Source organism: Pseudomonas sp. JAI111 (genome assembly GCF_024809425.1).
Taxonomy (GTDB): domain Bacteria; phylum Pseudomonadota; class Gammaproteobacteria; order Pseudomonadales; family Pseudomonadaceae; genus Aquipseudomonas.
The window spans coordinates 331,880-351,842 of record NZ_JANUCB010000007.1 but is presented as its reverse complement, the minus strand read 5'-3'; the positions used below and the strand labels follow the sequence as shown (position 1 = coordinate 351,842).

At 60.0% G+C, this 19,963-nt stretch carries 18 protein-coding genes; 17 read left to right on the top strand and 1 reads right to left on the bottom strand.

Annotation, left to right across the window (positions count from 1 at the left end; translation table 11 throughout):
• The first annotated feature begins 294 nt into the window (after positions 1-294).
• Complete coding sequence (locus HNR03_RS22225) at positions 295-549, top strand: hypothetical protein (RefSeq protein WP_090176709.1); 255 nt, start codon at positions 295-297, stop codon at positions 547-549.
• A 31-nt stretch (positions 550-580) separates the two neighbouring features.
• Entirely contained in the window at positions 581-1,150 is a 570-nt protein-coding gene (locus HNR03_RS22220) for a lipocalin family protein (protein ID WP_259155752.1), read from the top strand.
• A gap of 119 nt (positions 1,151-1,269) precedes the next feature.
• Here HNR03_RS22220 and HNR03_RS22215 read toward each other — a convergent pair whose 3' ends face one another.
• Entirely contained in the window at positions 1,270-2,634 is a 1,365-nt protein-coding gene (locus tag HNR03_RS22215) for a formimidoylglutamate deiminase (protein WP_222589401.1), read from the bottom strand.
• A 146-nt stretch (positions 2,635-2,780) separates the two neighbouring features.
• On the opposite strand from HNR03_RS22215, the gene hutC reads away from it, so the two are divergent.
• The 15 genes from hutC to dtd all read left to right on the top strand — a co-directional run bounded on the left by hutC (position 2,781) and on the right by dtd (position 19,739).
• A complete protein-coding gene (gene hutC / locus HNR03_RS22210; RefSeq protein ID WP_177326944.1) occupies positions 2,781-3,491 on the top strand; it encodes a histidine utilization repressor in 711 nt (236 codons plus the stop codon).
• A 10-nt stretch (positions 3,492-3,501) separates the two neighbouring features.
• Positions 3,502-4,071: a HutD family protein gene (locus tag HNR03_RS22205; RefSeq protein WP_259155750.1), complete on the top strand. Its 570-nt coding sequence runs from the start codon at positions 3,502-3,504 to the stop codon at positions 4,069-4,071.
• A 493-nt stretch (positions 4,072-4,564) separates the two neighbouring features.
• Positions 4,565-6,253, top strand: coding sequence for a urocanate hydratase (hutU, locus tag HNR03_RS22200; RefSeq protein ID WP_090176693.1), 1,689 nt, complete (start codon positions 4,565-4,567; stop codon positions 6,251-6,253).
• 156 nt (positions 6,254-6,409) lie between these two features.
• On the top strand, positions 6,410-7,885 hold the full coding sequence (locus HNR03_RS22195) for a cytosine permease (RefSeq protein ID WP_259155748.1): 1,476 nt from the start codon (positions 6,410-6,412) through the stop codon (positions 7,883-7,885).
• 69 nt (positions 7,886-7,954) lie between these two features.
• Positions 7,955-8,923 carry an ABC transporter substrate-binding protein gene (locus HNR03_RS22190; RefSeq protein ID WP_090176687.1) on the top strand — a complete coding sequence of 323 codons (969 nt, stop codon included), beginning with the start codon at positions 7,955-7,957 and terminating at the stop codon, positions 8,921-8,923.
• Between the two features lie 70 nt (positions 8,924-8,993).
• A complete protein-coding gene (locus HNR03_RS22185) occupies positions 8,994-9,845 on the top strand; it encodes a proline/glycine betaine ABC transporter permease (RefSeq protein ID WP_010464518.1) in 852 nt (283 codons plus the stop codon).
• Positions 9,842-10,672, top strand: a complete 831-nt coding sequence (locus tag HNR03_RS22180) for a glycine betaine/L-proline ABC transporter ATP-binding protein (RefSeq protein ID WP_109627517.1) — start codon at positions 9,842-9,844, stop codon at positions 10,670-10,672. Before HNR03_RS22185 ends, HNR03_RS22180 begins: the two co-directional genes overlap by 4 nt.
• Before the next feature lie 140 nt (positions 10,673-10,812).
• On the top strand, positions 10,813-12,336 hold the full coding sequence (gene hutH / locus HNR03_RS22175; RefSeq protein ID WP_259155745.1) for a histidine ammonia-lyase: 1,524 nt from the start codon (positions 10,813-10,815) through the stop codon (positions 12,334-12,336).
• Positions 12,337-12,454: 118 nt separating this feature from the next.
• Positions 12,455-13,987 carry a histidine ammonia-lyase gene (gene hutH, locus HNR03_RS22170; protein WP_259155744.1) on the top strand — a complete coding sequence of 511 codons (1,533 nt, stop codon included), beginning with the start codon at positions 12,455-12,457 and terminating at the stop codon, positions 13,985-13,987.
• A gap of 133 nt (positions 13,988-14,120) precedes the next feature.
• Positions 14,121-15,326 (top strand): imidazolonepropionase, encoded by a 1,206-nt coding sequence (gene hutI, locus HNR03_RS22165; protein ID WP_222589406.1) that lies wholly within the window; start codon positions 14,121-14,123, stop codon positions 15,324-15,326.
• 10 nt (positions 15,327-15,336) lie between these two features.
• Entirely contained in the window at positions 15,337-16,140 is an 804-nt protein-coding gene (hutG, locus tag HNR03_RS22160) for an N-formylglutamate deformylase (RefSeq protein ID WP_222589407.1), read from the top strand.
• 224 nt (positions 16,141-16,364) lie between these two features.
• Positions 16,365-17,312, top strand: coding sequence for a choline ABC transporter substrate-binding protein (locus HNR03_RS22155; RefSeq protein WP_259155741.1), 948 nt, complete (start codon positions 16,365-16,367; stop codon positions 17,310-17,312).
• Entirely contained in the window at positions 17,312-18,229 is a 918-nt protein-coding gene (locus HNR03_RS22150) for an alpha/beta hydrolase (protein WP_259155740.1), read from the top strand. The genes HNR03_RS22155 and HNR03_RS22150 overlap by 1 nt, the downstream gene beginning before the upstream one ends.
• 104 nt (positions 18,230-18,333) lie before the next feature.
• The gene (pip, locus tag HNR03_RS22145) at positions 18,334-19,305 is read left to right on the top strand and encodes a prolyl aminopeptidase (protein ID WP_208670458.1); all 972 of its coding nucleotides are present in this window, start codon (positions 18,334-18,336) and stop codon (positions 19,303-19,305) included.
• Positions 19,302-19,739: a D-aminoacyl-tRNA deacylase gene (gene dtd / locus HNR03_RS22140; RefSeq protein ID WP_090176657.1), complete on the top strand. Its 438-nt coding sequence runs from the start codon at positions 19,302-19,304 to the stop codon at positions 19,737-19,739. The genes pip and dtd overlap by 4 nt, the downstream gene beginning before the upstream one ends.
• The last annotated feature ends 224 nt before the right edge of the window (positions 19,740-19,963 follow it).

Genomic DNA, 19,963 nt, shown 5'->3' with positions numbered 1-19,963 from the left:
CTGGTCATTGAATGCACTACCGCGGAGGGGCTGGTCAGCGAGGGGGCGTCAATTTGCCACACTAGGAGGCTTGGCGCTGCTTCTATGTCGACTGGCCAGCGCCAAAGATTAGGCGTCTTTTTGCGAAAGCCGACGAAATACCCAATAGCCAGAGAAAGTGGCTGATTTTTCAAAAAAACCGGCAGACGAGCGGCCCGATAAATAGCCGGGCGCGTGGGGAACCAGATGGGGGTTTTCTCTTCTAAGCTTCTGCTTGGCAGCCGTGCCAATCCCCTACGTACCAGGAGTTTCACCATGTCGCTGCGATCTATCGCCTTGCTTTCGTTCTGCGTGCTTTTGGCCGCTTGCAGCAAGATCAATCAGGAAAACTACTCGAAGCTCTCGGCCGGCATGCCCAAGGCAGAAGTTGAAGCCTTGCTGGGTAAAGCCACTGATTGCTCGGGCGCGCTCGGCATGTCCAGTTGCACCTGGGGTGACAAGAATAGCTTTATCAGCGTGCAGTATGCCGGTGACAAAGTGCTGATGTTTTCTGGCCAAGGCCTGAAGTAAACCGGGGCAATACGCCTACGGGAGAAAAATAATGAAGCGTTTATTGATCCTGCTTTTTGCCGGCCTGGTATTGGCCGGCTGCGCCACTTCTGGCGAAGATTCACTGGCACCGAAGACCGTCAACAGCGTCAATCTCAAGAAATATCAGGGCACCTGGTACGAGTTGGCCCGCCTGCCGATGTACTTTCAGCGCAACTGTGCGCAATCCGAAGCTCATTACACGCTCAAGCCTGATGGCAACATCCAGGTGTTGAATCGCTGCCTGACGGCAGACTGGGAGTGGGAAGAGGCCAAGGGCACGGCTTATCCACAGGTACCGGGCAAGACCGACAAATTGTGGGTCGAGTTTGATACCTGGTTCTCGCGATTGCTGCCAGGCGTGGCGAAGGGGGAATACTGGGTGTTGTACGTCAGCGACGATTACAAGACCGCCATCGTCGGTGACCCAAGCCGTAAGTATCTGTGGCTGTTGTCCCGCACGCCGTCGGTTAATGGTGTAGTGCGTGAAGAACTGCTGAGCAAGGCGCGTCAGCAGGGATACGACACGACGCGATTGATCTGGCGCGCATCGGATAGGCAGATGGCCAAGACCTCGAACTGACGGCTAGTAGAGAACAAATGTGGGAGCGAGCCTGCTCGCGATAGCGGAGTATCAGTCAACATTTCTGTTGGATTTGATGGCCCTATCGCGAGCAGGCTCGCTCCCACATTTAGTTTGCGTCAGCCTAGGAGATCGCGCAGGACTTGGGTGAACGCGCGATTGCTTTCCTCTTCGCCGGCATGACGCCCGTCCCGCACAACCCACTGGCCATTGACCAGCACGTCGCGAACCTGACGATCACCGCCAGCAAACAACCAACGATTGAGAATCCCGTCGCCACTGGCGGTCGCCAGGTACGGATCGTTGCCGTCCAGCACCAGCCAATCCGCGCGCTTGCCCACTTGCAGCGCACCAATCGGTTGCCCCAACGCCTGAGCACCGCCATCCAGCGCTGCGTCAAACAGTGTGCGCCCAACCATCGGCTGATCCGCGCCGTACAAACGGTTACGCCGCTGATCGCGCAGACGCTGGCCATATTCCAGCCAGCGCAATTCTTCGACCACGCTCAATGAGACATGGCTGTCGGAACCGATGCCCATGCGCCCGCCCTGAGCGAGGAAGTCCACCGCCGGGAAAATCCCGTCGCCGAGGTTGGCTTCGGTGGTCAGGCACAGGCCGGCGATGGCGCGACTCTTGGCCATCAGCGTGACTTCTTCCGGGTTGGCGTGGGTCGCGTGGACCAGGCACCAGCGCTGATCGACTTCGGTGTTTTCGTACAGCCATTGCAGCGGACGGCGGCCGCTCCAGCTCAGGCAGTCATCGACTTCCTTCTGCTGTTCGGCGATGTGAATGTGTACCGGGCATTGCTTGTCGCTGGCGGCCAGCACTTCGCTGATCTGCTGCGGTGTGACCGCGCGCAACGAGTGGAAGCACAGGCCCAGCGATTGCGCCGGTTGCTGCGCCAGGATCGGTTGCAAGCGCGTCTGAAGCTTGAGGTAGTTTTCGGTGCTGTTGATAAAGCGCCGCTGGCCATCGTTCGGGGCCTGGCCGCCGAAACCGGAGTGGCTGTAAAGCACGGGCAGAAGGGTCAAACCGATACCGGCGGAACTGGCGGCCTGGCTGATGCGCAGTGCCAGTTCGGCCGGATCTGCGTAAGGCTGGCCGTTGATGTCGTGGTGCACGTAATGAAATTCCGCGACCGAGGTGTAACCGGCCTTGAGCATTTCGATGTACAGCTGACGAGCGATCACGCCGAGTTGGTCCGGGCTGATTTTTCCGACGAGGCGATACATCAAATCGCGCCAGGTCCAGAAACTGTCGTTCGGATTACCCGCCACTTCGGCCAGCCCGGCCATCGCCCGCTGGAACGCGTGGGAGTGCAGATTGGGCATGCCCGGCAGCAGCGGACCGCTTAGCCGTTCTGCGCCATCTGCATGAGAATCGGCCTGGATTTGAGTCAAGACGCCGTCGGCGCTGACTTCAAGACGTACATTGTTGGCCCATCCACTAGGCAGCAGCGCGCGTTCGGCAAAGAAGGCGGACATGGTTCAGCACCCCATCGTGTGTTATTTGTATATACATATACAGACGTTTGCCTGCTCGGTAAACTCCGGCAAGCTAGCAACTATTACTAAACGACCAAGGATTAACCGTGCCGACTCCGCCTCCAGTGTCACCGTTGGCCGCGAACATGGGCGACAGTCCGGCGCCCTTGTACGCCCGCGTCAAACAGATGATCACCCAGCAAATCGACAGTGGAAACTGGCCGCCGCACTACCGCGTTCCGTCGGAAAGTGAACTGGTCAACCAGTTGGGCTTCAGTCGCATGACCATCAACCGCGCCTTGCGTGAGATGACCGCCGACGGTTTGTTGGTGCGCATGCAGGGTGTCGGCACCTTCGTCGCCGAGCCGAAAAGCCAGTCCGCGCTGTTTGAAGTGCACAACATCGCCGATGAAATCGCCTCCCGTGGCCATCGCCATACGTGCAAGGTGATCACCCTCGAAGAAGAGGCGGCCGGCTCGGAGCGCGCACTGGCCCTGGACATGCGCGAGGGCCAGAAGGTGTTCCATTCGCTGATCGTGCATTTCGAAAACGATATCCCGGTGCAAATCGAGGACCGTTTCGTCAATGCGCTGGTAGCGCCGGACTACCTCAAGCAGGATTTCACCCTGCAAACGCCGTACGCCTACCTGAACCAGGTCGCGCCGCTGACTGAAGGCGAGCACGTGGTCGAGGCGATTCTGGCCGAGGCGTCCGAATGCAAGTTGCTGCAGATTGAAAAGGGCGAGCCGTGCCTGCTGATTCGCCGTCGCACCTGGTCCGGCCGTCAGCCAGTGACCGCCGCCCGTTTGATCCACCCCGGTTCCCGTCATCGTCTGGAAGGTCGGTTTCATAAATAGAGAGCCATAAATGAATGTAACGAAGGTTCTACGCGCAAAAGACTACCCACGCATGCCGTGGAAAAACGGCGGTGGCAGCACCGAAGAAATCACCCGTGATGCCGGCACTGGCCTGGAAGGGTTCGGCTGGCGCCTGTCGATTGCCGATATTGGCGAGTCGGGCGGGTTTTCCACGTTCGCCGGTTACGAGCGTGTGATTACCGTGCTGCAAGGCGAGGGCATGACCTTGCGCGTTGATGGCCAGGACACGCGGCCGTTGTTGCCGCTGGACCCGTTTGCCTTCAGCGGTGAGAGCCAGGTGTCCTGCACGTTGCTCGGTGGGGCAATTCGCGATTTCAACCTGATCTACGCGCCGCAGCGCTACAACGCACGGTTGCAATGGCTGGACGGCGAGCAGCGGTTTTTCAGTTCGGCGGGGACGGTGTTGGTGTTCAGCGTCACCGAGCTGCTTGAAGTGAAGGCCGGTAACAGTGACGAAAAACTGGGGCGTCACGATTGCCTGCAACTTGACGGTAATGCTGGCCTGCTGGAAGTCTCCACTAACGGGCCGTGCTGTGTGATTGAGCTGACTGCACGCTGATCCAACACCTCCACTGATCGTTCCCACGCTCCCGCGTGGGAATGCATCCCGTGACGCTCCGCGTCACAGTCGCAAGAAGCGGACGCGGAGTGTCTGTAGAGGCGTTACCACGCAGAGCGTGGGAACGATCATCTGATTCGAAACTGCGCACCAACTTGTTACCGAACGCCCCAGCGTGGCGCAAAACCACGCTTAAGTAACAGCCGCCACACTCCCGCGCCCGACCCCGCACATCCCCACCGAAAAATATCATCTGCGTCAAAACCCTTGATCTAAAGGGTTTACAGCCCTTTGCGCCATTTTTCTTGAACACCCATCCAACAAGTTGGCCGCTTGATTGCATATGCTTGTATGTACAAGTAAAGACGTATGCGTATGAGTCGATCGAGACTCTCCGCAGCGTCCACTGATTCGCTTGTGACGCGTTGACGCGCACAGGCTGGCTTGCCCACCGCCAGGGTTGGTTTGAATTGATCGCTGAGGAGTCTTTTTCGTGACTGACAATACCCAGAAACCTACGAAGTACCGCAACGTAGAAATCCGTGCCGCACGCGGTAACAAGCTGACCGCCAAGAGCTGGCTGACTGAAGCGCCGCTGCGCATGTTGATGAACAACCTCGACCCGGAAGTTGCCGAGAACCCTAAAGAACTGGTGGTTTACGGTGGTATCGGTCGTGCGGCGCGTAACTGGGAATGCTACGACAAGATCGTCGAGAGCCTGACCAACCTGAACGACGACGAGACCCTGCTGGTGCAATCCGGTAAACCGGTCGGCGTGTTCAAGACCCACACCAACGCTCCACGCGTACTGATCGCCAACTCCAACCTGGTGCCACACTGGGCGAGCTGGGAACACTTCAACGAACTGGACGCCAAAGGCCTGGCCATGTACGGCCAGATGACCGCCGGCAGCTGGATCTACATCGGCAGTCAGGGCATCGTCCAGGGCACCTACGAAACCTTCGTCGAAGCCGGTCGCCAGCACTACAACGATGACCTGAAAGGTCGTTGGGTCCTGACCGCAGGCCTGGGCGGCATGGGCGGCGCTCAACCACTGGCTGCAACCCTGGCCGGCGCTTGCTCGCTGAACATCGAATGCCAGCAGGTCAGCATCGATTTCCGCCTGAACAGCCGCTATGTCGACGAACAGGCTACCGATCTCGACGACGCACTGGCTCGCATCGCCAAATACACCAAAGAAGGCAAGGCGATTTCCATCGCGCTGCTGGGCAACGCGGCTGAAATCCTGCCGGAACTGGTCAAGCGCGGCGTGCGCCCGGACATGGTCACCGACCAGACCAGCGCCCACGACCCGCTCAACGGTTACCTGCCGGCTGGCTGGACCTGGGAAGAGTACCGCGCTCGCGCCAAGACCGAGCCTGCTGCCGTGGTCAAAGCCGCCAAGCAATCGATGGCTGTGCACGTAAAAGCGATGCTCGAATTCCAGAAAATGGGCATTCCGACCTTCGACTACGGCAACAACATCCGTCAGATGGCTCAGGAAGAAGGCGTGGAAAACGCTTTCGATTTCCCAGGCTTCGTACCGGCTTACATCCGTCCACTGTTCTGCCGTGGCATCGGTCCGTTCCGTTGGGCTGCACTGTCGGGCAACGCTGAAGACATCTACAAGACCGACGCCAAAGTCAAAGAGCTGATCCCTGACGACGCCCACCTGCACAACTGGCTGGACATGGCCCGTGAGCGCATCAGCTTCCAGGGTCTGCCGGCACGTATCTGCTGGGTTGGCCTGGGTCTGCGCGCCAAGCTCGGCCTGGCGTTCAACGAAATGGTGCGCAGCGGTGAATTGTCCGCGCCAATCGTTATCGGCCGCGACCACCTGGACTCCGGTTCGGTAGCCAGCCCGAACCGCGAAACCGAGTCGATGCAGGACGGTTCCGACGCTGTGTCCGACTGGCCTCTGCTCAACGCCCTGCTCAATACCGCGAGCGGCGCGACCTGGGTTTCCCTGCACCACGGCGGCGGCGTCGGCATGGGCTTCTCCCAGCACTCGGGCATGGTGATCGTCTGCGACGGTACTGACGAAGCGGCTGAGCGTATTGCTCGCGTGCTGCACAACGACCCGGCGACCGGTGTCATGCGTCACGCCGATGCGGGCTACCAGATCGCGATCGACTGCGCCAAGGAGCAGGGTCTGAACCTGCCGATGATTACCGGCAAGTAATTCAGATCGCTTCACCTGTGGGAGCGAGCTTGCTCGCGATAGCGATGTGTCAGCCAATGTAGATGTTGGATGTGCCGACCTCATCGCGAGCAAGCTCGCTCCCACAGGGATCTCATACAGACAGTAATTTCAATAACAATCCATAGAGGTTGAATCATGGCTGTTAACAGCGAACGTGCAGGCAGTAAACCGTTGATCGAGAAACGCTCGATCGACTACATCCCGGAAGCGGAAAGACACGGTCGTCTGTTTAGCCAGTTCACCCTGTGGATGGGCGCCAACCTGCAAATCACCGCCATCGTGACGGGCGCTCTGGCCGTCGTGCTGGGCGGTGATGTGTTCTGGTCGTTGATCGGTTTGCTGATCGGGCAACTGCTCGGCGGCGGTGTGATGGCGTTGCATGCGGCGCAAGGGCCCAAGCTTGGCCTGCCGCAGATGATCTCCAGTCGCGTGCAGTTCGGCGTGTATGGCGCAGCCATCCCGATCGTTCTGGTCTGTCTGATGTACCTCGGCTTCACCGCAACCGGTACGGTGCTGTCCGGCCAGGCGCTGGGCCAATTGTTTGGTGTCAGCGACAGTGTCGGCATCTTGATCTTCGCCAGTGTCATTGTGTTGGTGACGGTGCTCGGTTATCGGGTAATCCACTGGATCGGCCGTGTTGCCAGTGTCATTGGCGTGATTGCCTTCGTTTATCTGTTCAGCCGTTTGATGAGCCAGACTGACGTGGGTGCACTCCTGCAAATTCGCCACTTCAGCTGGAGCAGCTTCCTGCTGGCGGTGTCGCTCGCGGCATCCTGGCAGATCGCCTTCGGTCCTTACGTGGCTGACTACTCTCGCTACCTGCCGAGCAAGACTTCCTCGGTGAAAACTTTTTTCGCCGCGGGTGCCGGTTCGGTCATTGGTGCACAAGTGGCGATGATCCTCGGTGTGTTTGCCGCCGCTTCGTCCAACGGGCAGTTTGCTGGCCATGAAGTGGCCTACATCGTCGGTCTGGGCGGTACAGGTGCCACCGCTGCTCTGCTTTACTTCAGTATCGCGTTCGGCAAGGTCACCATCTCCACGCTGAACTCCTACGGCAGCTTCATGTGCATCGCGACCATCATCAGCGGTTTTCGTGGTGATCTGAAAGTATCGCGCCTGCAGCGTCTGGCCTTCGTGCTGGTCATCGTAGGTGCTGCGACCCTGATGGCGTTGCTCGGTCAGCACTCGTTCCTCGGTGCGTTCAAGTCCTTCATCCTGTTCCTGCTGGCGTTCTTCACGCCATGGAGCGCGATCAACCTGGTGGACTACTACTGCATCACTCGCGAGCGCTATGACGTGCCGGCGCTGGCCGATCCGAACGGTCGCTACGGCCGTTGGAATATCCTCGGCATCAGCGTCTATGTGTTCGGTGTGCTGGTACAGCTGCCGTTTATTTCAACCAAGTTCTATACCGGTCCGCTGGTGGCGGCCCTGGGCGATGTGGATATTTCCTGGATCATCGGCCTGGTGCTTCCCGCAGCCGTGTATTACGTGTGCGCAAAAAAATGGCACAGCGCCGTACCCGATCGCTTGATTCTGCCAATCGAGCGGGACAGCGTCACAGCACCAAAAACAAGTGGGGCTGGCCGCGCTGCTGCTGCGCAGGCCTGATTGGACGTGGACAGGGCTGGATGCCTCTTGACTGCCGTAAGCCAATTAATGATTAGGAGCGTCACAACAATGAAATCGAACAAGACCCTGCTGACCACACTGCTTTCCATGGGCCTGTTGGCCAGTGCCGGCGCCACTCAGGCTGCCGGTTGGTGCGAGTCGGGCAAACCAGTGAAATTTGCTGGTCTGAACTGGGAAAGCGCCATGCTGCTGACCGACGTGCTGCAAGTCGTGCTGGAAAAAGGCTACGACTGCAAGACCGACAGCCTGCCAGGCAACTCCATCACCATGGAAAACGCCCTGAGCAGCAATGACATTCAAGTGTTTGCCGAAGAGTGGGTCGGGCGCAGCGAAGTCTGGAACAAGGCCGAGAAGGCCGGCAAAGTCGTCGGCGTCGGTGCTCCAGTCGTTGGCGCAGTCGAAGGCTGGTACGTACCGCGCTACGTGATTGAAGGCGACGCCAAGCGCAAGCTCGAAGCGAAGGCACCCGACCTGAAAAACATTGCCGATCTGGGCAAATACTCAGCGATTTTCAAGGACGCCGAGGAACCATCCAAAGGCCGTTTCTACAACTGCCCGGCCGGTTGGACCTGTGAGCTGGACAACAGCGAAATGCTGAAAAGCTACGGCCTGGAAAGCACCTACACCAACTTCCGCCCAGGCACCGGCCCGGCGCTGGATGCGGCCGTGCTGTCGAGCTACAAGCGTGGCGAGCCGATCCTGTTCTACTACTGGTCGCCAACCCCGCTGATGGGCCAGATCGACGCAGTGAAACTCGAAGAAAAACCAGGCGTGAACAAAACCGTGGATATCAAGGTAGGCCTGTCCAAGACTTTCCACGAACAAGCCCCGGAACTGGTGGCCGTGCTGGAAAAGGTCAACGTGCCCATCGACATCCTGAACCAGAACCTTGGGCGCATGACCAAAGAGCGGATCGAGTCGCCAAAACTGGCCAAGATCTTCTTGAAGGAACATCCTGAAGTCTGGCACGCATGGGTGAGCGAAGACGCAGCCAAGAAAATCGACGCGGCCTTGTAGGTTGAGCCTCTGCGACTGTCGTACGCGGCAGTCGCACGCTGAATCGCAACCCCTTGATTGAGAGTCTCTTATGTTTCCCGAAAGTTTTACCTTTTCCATCGCCGACTGGGTCAACGGTTGGGTCGATTCGCTGGTCACCAACTATGGCGATGTGTTCCGGCACATCTCCGACACCCTGTTGTGGGCCATCGTCAATCTTGAAGGTTTGCTGCGTGCAGCGCCCTGGTGGCTGATGCTGGCAATCGTGGCGGGCGTAGCCTGGCACGCGACCCGCAAAGTCGTGACCACCGCCGTGATCGTCGGCCTGCTGTTTTTGGTGGGTGCCGTCGGCCTCTGGGACAAGCTGATGCAGACCCTGGCGCTGATGATGGTGGCGACGGTCATTTCGGTGCTGATCGGCATTCCGCTGGGTATCCTCTCGGCACGCAGCAATCGCCTGCGTTCGGTGCTGATGCCGTTGCTGGACATCATGCAGACCATGCCGAGCTTCGTGTACCTGATCCCGGTGCTGATGCTGTTCGGCCTGGGCAAGGTCCCGGCGATTTTCGCCACGGTGATCTACGCGGCTCCACCGCTGATTCGCCTGACCGACCTGGGTATTCGCCAGGTTGACGGTGAAGTGATGGAAGCCATCAACGCCTTCGGTGCCAACCGTTGGCAGCAACTGTTCGGCGTGCAATTGCCGCTGGCCCTGCCGAGCATCATGGCCGGGATCAACCAGACCACCATGATGGCCCTGTCGATGGTCGTCATTGCCTCGATGATCGGTGCTCGTGGCCTGGGCGAAGACGTACTGGTGGGGATTCAGACCCTCAACGTCGGACGTGGCCTTGAAGCCGGTCTGGCGATCGTGATTCTGGCAGTGGTCATCGACCGCATTACTCAGGCGTATGGTCGGCCACGGCATGAGGTGAGCAAATGAACAACGAAGCCATCAGCAAAATCGAAGTCAAAAACGTCTTCAAGATTTTCGGTAACCGTTCCAAGGAAGCGCTGGGCATGATCGGCCAGGGCAAGACCAAGGATCAGGTGCTGGCCGAAACCGGCTGCGTGGTCGGCGTGAACGACCTGTCGCTGAGCATCGGTACCGGTGAGATCTTCGTCATCATGGGCCTGTCCGGTTCCGGTAAATCGACCCTGGTGCGGCACTTCAATCGCCTGATCGACCCGACCAGCGGCGCGATCCTGGTGGATGGCGTGGACATCCTGCAATACGACATGGAAGCCTTGCGCGAATTTCGCCGGCACAAGATCAGCATGGTGTTCCAGAGCTTCGGCCTGCTGCCACACAAGACCGTGGTGGATAACGTCGCCTATGGCTTGAAAGTGCGTGGCGAGAGCAAGCAAATGTGCTCTGAGCGCGCGCTGCACTGGATCAACACCGTGGGCCTCAAAGGCTACGAAAACAAATACCCGCATCAGCTCTCGGGCGGTATGCGTCAGCGTGTGGGCCTGGCCCGTGCCCTGGCAGCGGACACCGATATCATCCTGATGGACGAAGCGTTCAGTGCCCTCGACCCGCTGATTCGCGCCGAGATGCAGGACCAATTGCTGGAGCTGCAAAAGACCCTGCACAAGACCATCGTCTTCATCACCCACGACCTCGACGAGGCCGTGCGCATCGGCAATCGCATTGCGATCCTCAAGGACGGGCGCCTGATCCAGGTCGGCACCCCACGAGAGATTCTGCATTCGCCAGCGGATGAGTATGTCGATCGGTTCGTGCAGCGTCGGGCTGCGGTGGTTTAAGAATTTGCGGTGATCTGGCGGGCCTCTTCGCGGGCAAGCCCGCTCCCACAGGGGGACGCATTCCAATGTGGGAGCGGGCTTGCTCGCGATGAGGCCGGTAGAGCTGCATCAATTTTCAGGTTGTACGCACGAGGTCAAAGATGTCCCAGGCTGAAAAAATCGTTATCGCCGACGCCCCGTTGCGTTGGCAGGATGTGGTGGCCGTTGCCCGTCATGGCGCACAGCTTGAGCTGTCGACCCAGGCCTGGGCGCGGATCGACAATGCGCAGGCCATTGTTCAGCGCATCGTCGTCAGCGGCGAGCGTGCCTATGGCGTCAACACCGGCCTCGGTGCCTTGTGCAACGTCTCGCTCAAGGACGAACAACTCAGCCAACTGTCGCGCAATACCCTGCTCAGTCATGCCTGTGGAGTCGGTGCTCCACTGGCCGATGAGCAGACCCGCGCGATCATGTGTGCGGCGATCCGCAATTACAGTCACGGCAAATCAGGCATTCATCGTCGGGTGGTCGAAGCCCTGTTGGCGTTGCTCAACCGCGGCATCACCCCGCAAGTGCCGTCTCAGGGCTCGGTGGGTTATCTGACCCACATGGCCCACATCAGCATCGCCTTGCTGGGTGTCGGCAATGTCAGCTATCGCGGGCAGATTGTTTCTGCGCAACAAGCCCTGGCTGAAGAAGGTCTGCAACCGGTCCAGCTCGGCGCCAAAGATGGCCTGTGCCTGGTCAACGGCACACCGTGCATGACCGGCCTGAGCTGCCTGGCACTGGCCGACGCCACGCTTCTGGTGCAGTGGGCCGACGTGATTGGCGCCATGAGTTTTGAGGCCCAGCGCGGTCAGATCGCGGCGTTCGATGCCGAGATTATTGCGCTCAAGCCGCATCCGGGCATGCAGCAAGTCGGGATCAATTTGCGCGCGCTGCTCGATGGCAGTGAGGTGATTGCGACGAGCAAGGGCATCCGCACGCAGGATGCGCTGAGCATTCGTTCGATCCCGCAGGTTCACGGCGCCGCTCGCGATCAGCTTGCGCACGCGACCCAACAGATTGAAACCGAACTCAACAGCTGCACCGACAACCCTTTGCTGCTGGGCACGCCGGACAACTTCCGTGTCATGTCCCAGGCCAACCCGCACGGCCAATCGGTCGCGCTGGCGGCCGACCTGTTGGCGATTGCCATGGCGGAAATCGGCTCCATCGCCGAACGTCGCCTCGACCGATTGATCAACCCTCACGTCAGCGGTTTGCCGGCATTCCTGGTCGCCAATCCGGGGGTTAACTCCGGGATGATGATCGTCCAATATGTGGCCGCTTCTCTATGCGCGGAAAACCGCCAGTTGGCGCAACCGGCCGTGCTCGACAACTACGTCACCTCCGGCCTGCAAGAAGATCACTTGAGCCTGGGCACCAACGCCGCGCTTAAGCTGCATCGCGCGCTGGAAAACTGCACGCAGATCCTCGCCATCGAATATCTGCTGGCGGCCCAGGCATTTGAGTTCCTCAAGGAACAACGTTTCGGCGCCGGTACCGATGCCGCGTGGCGTCTGTTGCGCGAGCGAGTTCCTGCCTACGACCAGGACCGCTGGTTGGCGCCTGATATCGCCGCTGCGGCCGGCGTGCTGAAAGACCCGATTTTGCTGCACAAGGCTTTACCGAACCTGAACTGATTTCCACAACACCAGCGTGCCAAGGCGCCAGCCCTCTCAAAAAGATGGGAAGCGACGGACAACGGACATCTCCGGAGCGTCTGGTTAGTTAATAAAAAGCTCTCAAAAGGAGAATGATGTGACTGCGCTTAATTTGATTCCCGGCCAACTGAGCCTTGCCCAGCTGCGTGATGTTTATCAGCACCCGGTCAAAATCACCCTCGATAACAGCGCCTCGGCCCAGATCGAAGCCAGCGTTGCCTGCGTGGAACAGATCCTCGCCGAAAACCGCACCGCCTACGGCATTAACACCGGTTTTGGCCTGTTGGCCTCGACCCGCATTGCCAGCGAAGACCTGGAAAACCTGCAGCGCTCGCTGGTGCTGTCCCACGCCGCCGGTGTTGGCGAGCCAATCAGTGACGCCCTGGTGCGCCTGGTCATGGTGCTCAAGGTCAACAGCCTGAGCCGTGGTTTCTCCGGCATTCGTCGTGTGGTGATCGACGCGTTGATCGCGCTGATCAACGCCGAGGTTTACCCGCACATTCCTTTGAAGGGTTCGGTCGGTGCATCCGGTGACTTGGCGCCTTTGGCGCACATGTCGCTGGTGTTGCTGGGCGAAGGCAAGGCCCGTTACAAGGGCGAATGGATGGAAGCGACCGAAGCGCTGAAAGTCGCCGGCCTGACACCTCTGACCCTGGCCGCGAAAGAAGGCCTGGCGCTGCTCAATGGCACACAAGTGTCGACCGCTTACGCGTTGCGTGGCCTGTTCGAAGGCGAAGACCTGTTCGCCGGCGCCGTGGCTATTGGTGCCCTGACGGTTGAAGCAGTCTTGGGTTCGCGCTCGCCGTTTGACGCACGCATCCACGCCGCACGTGGCCAGAAAGGCCAGATTGACGCCGCTGCTGCTTACCGCGATCTGTTGGGCGAGCGCAGTGAAGTGTCCGACTCGCACCTGAACTGCGAAAAGGTCCAGGATCCGTACTCCCTGCGCTGCCAGCCGCAAGTCATGGGCGCCTGCCTGACCCAGTTCCGTCAGGCTGCCGAAGTGCTGGCGGTGGAAGCCAATGCCGTTTCCGATAACCCGCTGGTATTCGCCGCTGAAGGCGACGTGATCTCCGGCGGTAACTTCCACGCCGAGCCCGTGGCCATGGCCGCTGACAACATGGCGCTGGCGATCGCTGAAATCGGTTCCCTTAGCGAGCGTCGCATCTCGTTGATGATGGACAAGCACATGTCGCAACTGCCGCCGTTCCTGGTGGCCAATGGCGGTGTGAACTCCGGCTTCATGATTGCCCAGGTGACGGCGGCGGCATTGGCCAGCGAGAACAAGGCGCTGTCCCATCCGCATTCGGTGGACAGCTTGCCGACGTCGGCGAACCAGGAAGACCACGTGTCGATGGCGCCGGCCGCCGGCAAGCGTTTGTGGGAAATGGCCGAAAACACTCGCGGCGTTCTCGCGGTGGAATGGTTGGCTGCCGCACAAGGGCTGGACCTGCGCGAAGGCCTGAAAACCTCGGCAAAACTGGAAAAGGCCCGGGCGATTTTGCGTAATGAAGTGCCGTTCTATGAGAAGGACCGGTTCTTTGCACCGGACATCAATGCGGCGACCGAGTTGCTGGCCACGCGTTGCCTGAATGATTTGGTTTCGGTGAAGTTGCTGCCGAGCCTCTAAACCCCACCATACCGATCGTTCCCACGCTCTGCGTGGGAATGCAGCCCGTGACGCTCCGCGTCACTGGACGCAGAGCGTCCCTAGAGGCATTCCCACGCGGAGCGTGGGAACGATCAAAGACGAGGAATTCGGGATGAAAACTCTCTGGCAACACTGCCACGTCGCAACCATGGCGCAAGGCGTCTACTCGATCATCGAGGACGCGGCCATCGTGACGTCCGGTGCGCACATTGAGTGGGTCGGCCCGCGCGATAAATTGCCGGCGGGTGAGTACCCGGCCGTCAACGATTTGAAAGGGGCCTGGGTTACCCCAGGCCTGATCGACTGCCACACCCACACGGTGTTCGGCGGTAACCGCAGCGGTGAATTCGAACAACGCCTGCAAGGCGTCAGCTACGCAGAAATCGCCGCGGCTGGTGGTGGCATTGCCAGCACCGTGCGCGCCACTCGTGCTGCCACGGAAGACGAACTGTTCGCCAGCGCCGCCAAGCGCCTGAAAAGCCTGATGCGCGACGGTGTTACCACGGTCGAAATCAAGTCAGGCTACGGCCTGGACCTGACCAACGAACGCAAAATGCTGCGGGTCGCGCGTCGTCTCGGTGCCGAGCTGCCGGTCAGCGTGCGCAGCACTTGCCTGGCCGCTCACGCCTTGCCGCCGGAATACGCGGATCGCGCCGACGACTACATCGAACACATCTGCGCTGAAATGCTCCCGGCCCTTGCTGCCGAGGGTTTGGTGGATGCTGTGGACGCGTTCTGTGAATACCTGGCGTTTTCGCCGGCGCAGGTCGAGCGGCTGTTTATCACCGCGCAGGAACTCGGTTTGCCGGTGAAGTTGCATGCCGAGCAGTTGTCCTCGCTGCATGGTTCGAGTCTGGCGGCGCGTTATCACGCCTTGTCGGCTGATCACCTGGAATTCATGACCGAAGACGACGCCATCGCCATGGCCAAGTCCGGCACCGTCGCAGTGTTGTTGCCCGGTGCGTTCTATTTCCTGCGAGAAACGCAATTGCCGCCGATGGAGGCCCTGCGCAAGCACGGCGTGAAAATCGCCATCGCCAGCGACCTCAACCCCGGCACTTCGCCGGCGCTTTCGTTGCGCTTGATGCTCAACATGGCGTGCACCTGTTTCCGCATGACCCCGGAAGAAGCATTGGCCGGCGCAACCATTCATGCCGCCACCGCGCTGGGCATGGCCGACACTCACGGTTCGCTGGAAGTCGGCAAGGTCGCGGATTTCGTCGCCTGGCAAATAGATCGTCCCGCCGACCTGTCGTACTGGCTGGGCGGCGACCTGGAAAAACGCGTCGTGCGTCACGGCGTCGAAACGAGCGTTTAGGAGAACAGTTGTGGATAAGGTTCTGAATTTCAAACAAGGCCGCGTGCCGCTGCTGATCAGCATGCCGCATGCGGGGCTGCGCCTGACTCCGGCGGTCGAGGCCGGGTTGATCCCCGACGCGAAAAGCCTGCCGGACACTGACTGGCACATCCCGCGGCTTTATGAGTTCGCCGCCGAACTCGGCGCCAGCACCCTGGCTGCCGAATACTCGCGGTTTGTCATCGACCTGAACCGGCCGTCCGACGACAAGCCTTTGTATGTCGGCGCGACGACCGGCCTGTACCCGGCAACGCTGTTCGACGGCATTCCGTTGTTCCGCGAGGGCATGGAACCGTCGGCGGCTGAGCGTGCGACCTATCTGGAGCAGGTCTGGACGCCGTATCACAGCACACTGCAGAACGAGCTGGCGCGACTGAAAGCCGAATTCGGTTACGCATTGCTGTTCGATGCGCACTCAATCCGTTCGATCATCCCGCACCTGTTCGACGGCAAGCTGCCGGACTTCAACCTGGGCACCTTCAACGGCGCCAGTTGCGATCCACAGCTGGCCACTCAACTGGAAGCGATTTGCGCCAGGCACACCGATTACAGCCATGTGCTCAATGGTCGCTTCAAGGGCGGCCACATCACCCGTCATTACGGCAACCCGGCTGAAAACATCCACGCGGTGCAGCTGGAATTGGGCCAGTGCACGTACATGGAAGAGTTCGAGCCGTTCCGTTATCGCCCGGACCTGGCCGAGCCGACGCAAGTGGTGCTCAAGGAATTGCTGCAAGGCCTGTTGGCCTGGGGCCAGAAGCACTACAACGCATAACCCCTGTGGGAGCGAGCCTGCTCGCGATGGCGGGGTGTCAGTCGACGCAAGTGTTGTCTGACCCACCGCTATCGCGAGCAGGCTCGCTCCCACATGGAACAGTCGCCGCTGTGCAAATCTCGGTCGCTACAGTTCGCTTTTCTCCTCTCGACGCTGCGTAATGTTCTGGGCACGGTGCATGAAGACACCGACCTCACAATAATCTGCCGCACGAGATCCTACCGATGAAAAGACTGTTCACCCGCTGTCTCTCAATCCTCTGCGGCACCGCTCTCCTGAGCACCAGCGTCCTGGCCAGCGACGACGCCTCCTGCAAGGCTGTACGCATGGGCGTGGTCAACTGGACCGACGTCATCGCCACCAGTGGCATGGCCGATGTGCTGTTGAACGGGCTGGGCTACGAAAGCAAACAGACCAGTGCTGTGCAGCAAATCATCTTCGCCGGCATCCGCGACAAGCGCCTGGATATCTTTCTCGGCTACTGGAAACCGGCGATGGACAAGAACATCGCTCCGTTCGTGGCCGCCAATCAGTTGAAGGTCATGGACAAACCGAGCCTGGCCGACGCCCAGGCAACGCTCGCTGTGCCGGATTACGTCGCGGCGGCGGGGCTGAAAACCTTTGCCGACATCGCCAAGTTCAAAGACAAGCTTGGCGGCAAGATCTACGGCATCGAACCGGGCAGTGGCGCCAACACCACGATCAAAACCATGATCGAGACCAATCACTTCGGCTTGAAGGATTTCAAACTGATCGAGTCCGGTGAGGCCGGCATGCTTGCCGCCGTGCAACGGGCGGTCAACCGCAAGGAATTCGTGGTGTTCGTCGGCTGGACCCCGCACCCGATGAACATCAACATGAAGATCACTTACCTGACCGGCAGCGAAGACGTCTATGGCCCGAATGAAGGCGCGGCGACCGTCTCCACCGTAACCGCACCGGACTATGCCCAGCGCTGCCCTAACGTGTATCGGCTGCTGGAAAACCTGACCTTCACCGCCGCCCAGGAAAGCCAGTTGATGGTGCCGATCATGGAGCGCAAGACGCCTCAGGATGTTGCCAAGCAGTGGCTGCGTGATCACCCCGAAGATCTTTCGCGCTGGCTGTCAGGCGTCACCAGTCTCGATGGCAAGGACGGCGTCGCCACCGTTCAGGCCAGTTTGAAACCCTGATGACGGCTTATCCTTTATCCGCGCAGATGACGGCGTTCGTCGAGAAGACCGTCAGCTTCAACAGCACTGACGCCAGCCTTCCCGGTTTGCGTAAGGCTTACAGCGAGATGTGCCGGGCGTTCACCCCGCCACGTCCCGCAGGGCTTTATGTGGTCGATTTCGAATTGGCCGGCGTGCCGGTGCGGTCCTATCAACCGTCAGTGACATCACCTGCCGGCGGTTGCCCGTGCATTGTGTATCTGCACGGTGGCGGCTGGGTGGTGGGGGATCTGGACTCCCACGACTTCATCTGCAGCGAACTGGCGTCCACGCTTGGCGTGTTGGTGGTTGCTGTCGATTACCGTTTGGCGCCGGAGCATCCGTATCCGGCCGGCTTCAACGATTGCCTGGGTGTCTGGCGCGCGCTGCGAAGCGGCCCGTTCCGGCTTGACCCCGCGCGAACGCTGGTGGCCGGGGACAGCGCTGGCGGCAACCTTGCCGCCGCACTTTGCCTGGCGCTGCGGGATGCGAACGAGCCATTGCCGGCGGCGCAAGTCCTGATCTATCCGGGGTTGGGTGGTGATCATCAGTTGCCGTCGCGCAGTGAATGCATTGACGCCCCCTTGCTCAGCAGCAGCGATGTTGATTGCTATCACGCCCTGTACTTGCGCGGTTCGCGAAAGCCGAGCGCTTATGCGATGCCGTTGCTCGCCGGGGATTTGGCCGGCTTACCTCCGGCGCTGATCGCCGTGGCGCAATTCGACCCGCTGCGTGACGACGGTGTCTGCTACGCCGAGCGACTGAATGCGGCGGGCGTGACCGCCACGCTGTATTACGGCGAGGGGCTGGTTCACGGCTGTTTGCGGGGGCGCGGCCAGGTCGCCGAGGTCGACGCGCTCTATGAAACCCTGCTCGATTTTCTGGCGGCAAAACTCTGACTCAGCAAGGGCATGCTCATTGACGTAATTCGGGTTTATGATGCCGGACGGCAGAATAATAGAAGTCCCCCCAGGGATGACCTCGACCCCTTACGGAGCGCGCAATGCAGACTTTGTACCCGCAGATCAAACCCCACGCCCGGCACGATCTGGCTGTCGATGAAACCCATACCCTGTATGTCGACGAAAGCGGTTCACCGGAAGGTTTGCCCGTGGTGTTCATCCATGGCGGCCCGGGCGCCGGGTGTGATGCCCAGAGCCGCCGGTACTTCGATCCGAACCTGTATCGCATTGTGACGTTCGACCAGCGCGGTTGCGGTCGCTCCACGCCCCACGCCAGCCTCGAGAACAACACCACCTGGGATCTGGTTGCCGACCTTGAGCGGATCCGCAAACACCTGGGCATCGAAAAATGGGTGCTGTTTGGCGGTTCCTGGGGCTCGACGCTGGCCCTGGCTTATGCGCAAACCCATCCAGAGCGCGTGCACGGCCTGATCCTGCGCGGGATTTTTCTCTGCCGCCCGCAGGAAATCGAATGGTTCTACCAGTGTGGCGCCAGCCGTCTGTTCCCCGATTACTGGCAGGACTATGTCGCACCGATTCCACTGGACGAGCGCGACGATTTGCTCAGCGCTTTCCACAAACGCCTGATCGGCAACGATCAGATCGCGCAGATGCATGCCGCCAAGGCCTGGTCGACCTGGGAAGGCCGCACCGCGACCCTGCGTCCGAACCCGCTGGTGGTCGATCGCTTCTCCGAACCTCAGCGCGCCTTGTCCATCGCCCGCATCGAATGCCACTACTTCACCAACAACGCGTTCCTTGAACCCAATCAACTGATTCGCGACATGGGCAAGATCGCGCATTTGCCGGGTGTGATCGTCCACGGTCGTTATGACGTGATCTGCCCGCTGGACAACGCCTGGGAACTGCATCAGAACTGGCCGAACAGCGAACTGCAGGTGATTCGCGACGCCGGCCACGCCGCTTCCGAACCAGGCATCACCGATGCGCTGGTACGCGCCGCCGGCCAGATGGCTCGTCGCCTGCTCGACCTGCCACCTGAAGAAGCATGAAGGGCCTGCTGCAACGCGTGCGTGGCGCGCGAGTCGAGGTAGCGGGGGAGGTGGTCGGTGCGGTCGATCAGGGATTGCTGGTGCTGGTGGCTGTCGAGCCGGAAGATACTCGTGTCAGCGCCGACAAACTTCTGCATAAGCTGCTTAACTATCGAGTGTTCAGTGACGCCGAGGGCAAGATGAACCTGTCCCTGGCGGAGGTGGGTGGCGGGTTGCTGCTGGTCTCGCAGTTCACTCTGGCCGCCGACACCAAAAGCGGGTTGCGCCCGAGTTTTTCGACCGCGGCCCCTCCGGCCCTGGGCGAGGAGCTTTTCGACTATCTATTAAGCAAAGCGAAACAGGTGCATGGCACTGTGGCATCAGGTAGATTCGGCGCGGATATGCAAGTGCATCTGGTCAACGATGGCCCGGTGACATTCCTGTTACAGACCTGAAAGCCCTTGAAACTCCTTTTTAAGGGCTTTTCGACTGAAAACAGGGGCTTTTCGCGATAAATACTTTGTTCGCCCTGATGCGTTGTAACGCGGCCTACTAGATAATCGCGCGCTACGGGGATCGGCGTTCGTTGGTCCATTTTGACTTAGGTAGAGACTTGTCCGGGACCTGTTGGGGAATCATTTAGCCCCATAGGAGTCGGAACAATGCTCGCCAACTTGGC